The organism is Rhodovibrio sodomensis, from assembly GCF_016583645.1.
Taxonomy (GTDB): Bacteria; Pseudomonadota; Alphaproteobacteria; order Kiloniellales; family Rhodovibrionaceae; genus Rhodovibrio; species Rhodovibrio sodomensis.
This window is the reverse complement of sequence record NZ_NRRL01000271.1, coordinates 1-1,166: the sequence shown is the minus strand read 5'-3', so window position 1 is coordinate 1,166 and position 1,166 is coordinate 1. Positions and strand designations below refer to the sequence as shown.

The 1,166-nt window shown below is 70.9% G+C and carries 1 protein-coding gene; it reads right to left on the bottom strand.

The features are described 5' to 3' along the window. Positions 1-1,166 (bottom strand): IS1634 family transposase (locus tag CKO28_RS27700; protein ID WP_200344761.1); only part of this gene is annotated, 1,166 nt, incomplete at both ends.

Here is a 1,166-nt window from a genome sequence, read left to right as displayed (position 1 = left end):
CGCGCCTCGGCGGCGATGCTGTCGGTCTTGCGCCGATAGCTGAAGCTGTCCTCGGTGATGGTGATCTCGAAGTGCTTGGCCATCTTGTGCCGGTCGAGCACGGCGCCCACCGCCTGGCCGATCTCGGCCTCGCCGCGCAGCGGCCGCTGCTTGCGCTGGACCGCCTTCTTGACCTTGTCCAGCGCACGCTCCGTCGCGCTCAGCAGAGCCTCGCGCTTGCGCCCCCGCTCCTCGGCGAGGTCCGGATTACGGCAGACCACCAGGCGCTCGCCGGGGAGCTGCTCGGGGGCGGCGATCTCCGCCAGATCGCGGTCGTCGAACAGGGACAGCTGCAGCGGCCCGTCGTCGACGAGCTGGCGGATCGCCGGGGCGCGCAGGGCGGTGATCCAGTCCAGCCCGGCGGGCGCCAGCTCCTCGCGGATGCGCTTGCTGGTGATCATGCCGCGGTCGCCGACCAGGACCACGCGCGCGAGCCCGAAGCGCTTCTTGAGCTTGTCGATCTGGCTGGTGAGCGTGGTCGGGTCGGCCGTGTCGCCCTCGAACACCTCCACCGCGATCGGCACGCCATCCGGGTCGCAGAGCAGGCCGTAGACGATCTGCGGCCGGTCCCCGCGATGATCGCGGCTGTAGCCGTACCGGGCGAGCTCGCAGCAGCGGCCCTCCAGATAGGACGAGCTGACGTCGTAGAGCATCAGCGTGCCCTCGCTGAAGTGCCGATTGGCGAGCGCGGTTTCGATGTGCGGCTGACGCGCCACCAGCCAGTCCAGCGCGGCGTAGATCTCATGCTCGCGCACCTCGCCCAGCCCCAGGCGCCCGTTCAGGCTGGAGGCGGCCGTCTCAGCGTTGAGGGCGCGCACGGTGGCGAGCTTGGAGCCCGGCTGGATGATCCGCTGGGCGATCATCGCCAGCACCAGGTCGCGCGACCGCTGATCGGCCGGCCGGCTACGCCGGCCGAGCAGCAGTTTCGGCAGGCCCAGCCGCTCGGCCATACCCACCACGGCGGCGAAGTGGCCGTGCGGCAGCGAGCGCGAGATCGTCAGCGCCTGCTCGGCGCGTTCAACGGCGACGCCGCCTTTGAGCAGGGTGCGCAGGCCCTCGACCACGTCCGTCGGCCAACCGCTCAGATTGGCCACGGTGCGCTTTTTGATCTTGCCGCCCTCGCGGCG